The sequence below is a fragment of the Streptomyces sp. NPDC003691 genome, from assembly GCF_053981115.1.
This window is the reverse complement of record NZ_JBSFNQ010000200.1, coordinates 1-3,876: the sequence shown is the minus strand read 5'-3', so window position 1 is coordinate 3,876 and position 3,876 is coordinate 1. Positions and strand designations below refer to the sequence as shown.

Below are 3,876 nucleotides of genomic sequence, written 5' to 3'. Positions count from 1 at the left end.
CGCCCTGCTTGAGGGTGAGCGCCAGGTTGAGGCGGTTGCGCTCACCGCCGGACAGGACGCCCGCGGGCTTCTGCTGGTCCGGGCCCTTGAAGCGCGCCAGGTGCGCACCGCCCCCGAATCCACGGCCCCGCCCCGCCCCTCCGCGATCCCGGGCAACAACCCCACCCCCATTCGAACTTAGGCTACCCTCACCTAAAGCAGACAGCCTGTCTGTAAAGAGGAGGCGGCATGGCCCTGACCGATACGACGGCCCTCCACCGGGAAAGCGGCGACCCGCCTCCCGGCGAGGCACCGCCGCCCCCGCCCGGCAACGGCGGCGACGACCGCGAGCGGGCGCGTACCGTCCTGAAGGAGTTGCTCGCGCCGGTCCGCGTCCCGACCCTGATCGGGATGGGGCTCCAGGTGATCGGCTCGGCCGCGGCGGTCGTGCCCTTCGTCGCCGTCGCGGAGTTGGCCCGGGCTCTGCTGGCCGACGGGCCGGCCGACGAGGACGCGGTACGCCGTGCCGTGCTGATCGCCCTGCTCGGTCTGACCGTCCGGGGAGTCTTCGGCGTCGCGGCCCTCGGGGTCACCCACTTCGCCGACGTCCGGCTCCAGGCGTCACTGCGGCGCCGGATCGTGGACCGGCTGGGCCGGGTGCCGCTGGGCTGGTTCGACGCCAACTCCTCGGCCTCGGTGCGCAAAGCGGCCCAGAACGACGTACACGACCTGCACCATCTCGTCGCCCACAGCGCCGTCGAATCCGTGGGCGCAATCACCGTCCCGGTCGCCGGATTCGGCTATCTGCTCTGGCTGGACTGGCGCCTCGCCCTGCTCGCCGTGGTCACCCTGCCCGTCTATCTCGGCGGGTACGCGTACATGATGCGGGACTTCGCCCCGCAGATGGCCGCGATGGACGCGGGGGTGGCGGCGGTCAACCGCAGCATCGTCGAGTTCGTCCAGGGCATCGCCGTGGTCAAGACCTTCGGCCGGACCGGCCGGGCCCATGCGAGCTACCGCGAGGCGGCCACCCGCTTCGGCCGCAACTACAGCGACTGGGTACGGCCGATGCTCAAGCTGGAGGCCGTGGCCTCGATGGCCGTCTCACCGCCGGTCGTCCTGCTGATCAACCTCGGCGGCGGGGTCTGGTTCGTCTCCCGCGGCTGGGTGGCACCGGTCGACGTGCTGACCGCCTCCCTGGTCGCCATGATCCTTCCCAGTGCGCTGCTCACCCTCGGGTTCAGCGCCCAGGCCAAGCGCGAGGCGGCCGCCGCCGCACTGCGCATCGACGCCGTCCTCACCGTTCCCGTCCTGCCCGAGGCGGAGAACCCCCGCTCGCCGCGGGGACACGAGGTCGCCCTGGAGACCGTGTCGTTCAGCTACGACGGCACCCGGCAGGTCCTGGACGGGGTGAGCCTGCGGCTCGCCCCCGGCACCCTGACGGCGCTCGTCGGCCCGTCCGGTGCCGGAAAGTCCACCCTCGCGGCCCTGGTCACCCGCTTCCACGACGTCACGGGCGGCCGGGTGACCGTCGGCGGGGTGGATATCCGCGAGCTGAGCACCGCCGAGCTCTACCGCACCATCGGCTTCGTGCTCCAGGACGTCCGGCTGGTGCGCGGCACGATCCGCGACAACATCCGCCTCGGCCGGCCCGAAGCCGGTGACGCGGAGGTACGGGCCGCGGCGGAGGCGGCACGGGTGCACGAACGGATCCTCGCCCTGCCCGACGGCTACGACACCGTCGTCGGCGAGGGGCTGGCCCTCTCCGGCGGCGAGGCACAGCGCGTCTCCATCGCCCGCGCGCTGCTCGCGGACACCCCCGTCCTCGTCCTCGACGAGGCCACGGCCTTCGCCGACCCGTCCTCGGAGGCCGAGATCCAGGACGCCATCGCCCCGCTGATCGCCGGACGGACCGTCCTGGTGATCGCGCACCGGCTCTCCACCGTCACCACCGCCGACACGATCGCCGTACTGGACGGCGGGCGGCTGGTGGAGCACGGCACCCACACCGCACTGCTGGCCGCCGGCGGCCGTTACGCCCGGCTGTGGTCGACCCACGAAGGGACCGGCTCATGATCCGCGACCTGGCGGCCGTACTCGGCCCCGACCACCGCCCCACTCTCGTCCGCTATCTGGGGGCCCTCGCCGTCAACGGCGTGGCGCAGGGCGCCGCGGTCGCCTTCCTCGTCCCGGTGCTGGGACGGCTGCTGACCGGGGACACCGGCGGCGCCGCGGCGTGGTTCCCCTGGATGGGCGCGGCGGTCGTCCTCTCCCTGGTCGCCCACTACGCCCAGGCAATGCTGGGCTTCCGGCTCGCCCTGGTGATCCTGACCACGCTCCACCACCGGCTGGGCGACCATGCGGTGACCCTGCCGCTCGGCTGGTTCGACGGCACCGCAGTCGGGCGGCTCAGCCGGATCGGTACCAAGTCCGTCTTCTCCATCGCGGGAAGCTGTGCGCATCTTCTCCAGCCGCTGGTCACCGGTGTGCTCGCCCCGGCGACCGTGGTCGCGGTGATGTTCTGGCACGACTGGCGGCTCGGTCTCGCCGTCCTGGTCTGCTCGCCGCTGATCCTGCTCGCCGCCCGGCTCTCCGTCCGGCTGATGTCACGGTCGGACGAGGAGAACGACCGGGCCGGGGTGGAGGCGGCCAACCGGGTGCTGGAGTTCGCCCGGGACCAGACCGTCCTGCGCGCCTTCGGACGCACCACCGAGGGCTACCGGCCGCTGGAGGACGCCCTGGAGGAGCAGCGGACCGCCGCCCGCCGGCAGGTCCTGCTCTCCATACCCGGCATGCTGCTCAGCGGTTTCGCCGTGCAGCTCTGCTTCTCCGCCCTGATCGGCGTGGGCGTCCTGCTCGCGCTCCGGGACACCGTCGACCCGGTCGAACTCGTCGCCCTGCTCGCTCTGGTGGCGCGCTTCACCGGACCGCTCGCGGAGGTCGGGGAGTTCGCCGGAGTCATGCGGATGGCCGGGAACGATCTGCGCCGGGTACGGGAGGTCCTGGACGAGCCGCCGCTGCCCGCCCCCGAGCGCTCCGCCCCCGTCCGTACCCCGGGCGAGATCGAACTGACCGGGGTGCGCTTCGGGTACGGGGACGGCCCGGACGTCCTGGACGGCGTCGGGTTCACCGTGCCGCCCCGCACCATGACGGCGCTGGTGGGCGCCTCCGGCTCCGGGAAGACCACCGTGACCCGGCTGATCGCCCGGTTCTCCGATGTCCGCGACGGCACCGTCCGGGTCGGCGGCACCGACGTCCGGGAGCAGCGCACCGAGGATCTGATGGCCCAGCTGGCCCTGGTCTTCCAGGACGTCCACCTCTTCGACGACACCCTGATCGGCAATATCCGGATCGGACGGCCGGACGCGACCGACGAGGACGTCCGCCGCGCGGCCCGTCTGGCCGGGGTGGACGAGATCGTCGAGCGGCTCCCGGACGGCTGGTCGGCCCGGGTCGGCGAGGGCGGCCGGGCCCTGTCCGGCGGTGAACGCCAGCGGGTCTCGGTGGCCCGCGCGCTGCTGAAGAACGCGCCCGTGGTGCTGCTGGACGAGGCCACCGCGGCGCTCGACCCGGAGAACGAGGCGGCGGTGCAGCGCGCCCTGGAGGAGCTGCGCTCGAACAGCACGCTGCTGGTCGTCGCGCATAGGCTGAGCACCGTGATGACAGCGGACCAGATCGTGGTGCTCCACGAAGGACGGGTCGCCGAGCGCGGCACCCATACGGATCTCCTCGCCCTCGGCGGGCACTACGCGCGGTTCTGGCACGAGCGCAGCCGGGCGGCCGGATGGCGGATCACCGCAGCCCGCTCATGACGCACCCCACCGACGGGGGCCCCTTCCTTCCCACTCAACCCACCGGTAACTTCCTAGTACAACTCATTCCCCAGACCTGGTCATC

General features: G+C 72.7%; 3 protein-coding genes. All 3 read left to right on the top strand.

All coding sequences use genetic code 11. The features are described from left to right. The coding region (locus ACWDR0_RS34680) for a hypothetical protein (RefSeq protein WP_456355818.1) at positions 1–181 on the top strand (181 nt) is incomplete at its 5' end. 47 nt (positions 182–228) lie between these two features. Continuing rightward, a complete protein-coding gene (locus tag ACWDR0_RS34675; RefSeq protein ID WP_456355817.1) occupies positions 229–2,055 on the top strand; it encodes an ABC transporter ATP-binding protein in 1,827 nt (608 codons plus the stop codon). Further along, on the top strand, positions 2,052–3,791 hold the full coding sequence (locus ACWDR0_RS34670) for an ABC transporter ATP-binding protein (RefSeq protein ID WP_456355816.1): 1,740 nt from the start codon (positions 2,052–2,054) through the stop codon (positions 3,789–3,791). Before ACWDR0_RS34675 ends, ACWDR0_RS34670 begins: the two co-directional genes overlap by 4 nt. The last annotated feature ends 85 nt before the right edge of the window (positions 3,792–3,876 follow it).

Coding starts and splice junctions, on each gene's coding strand:
- ACWDR0_RS34670 (WP_456355816.1), top strand. CDS start 2,052: ATGATCCGCGACCTGGCGGCCGTACTCGGCCCCGACCACCGCCCCACT.
- ACWDR0_RS34675 (WP_456355817.1), top strand. CDS start 229: ATGGCCCTGACCGATACGACGGCCCTCCACCGGGAAAGCGGCGACCCG.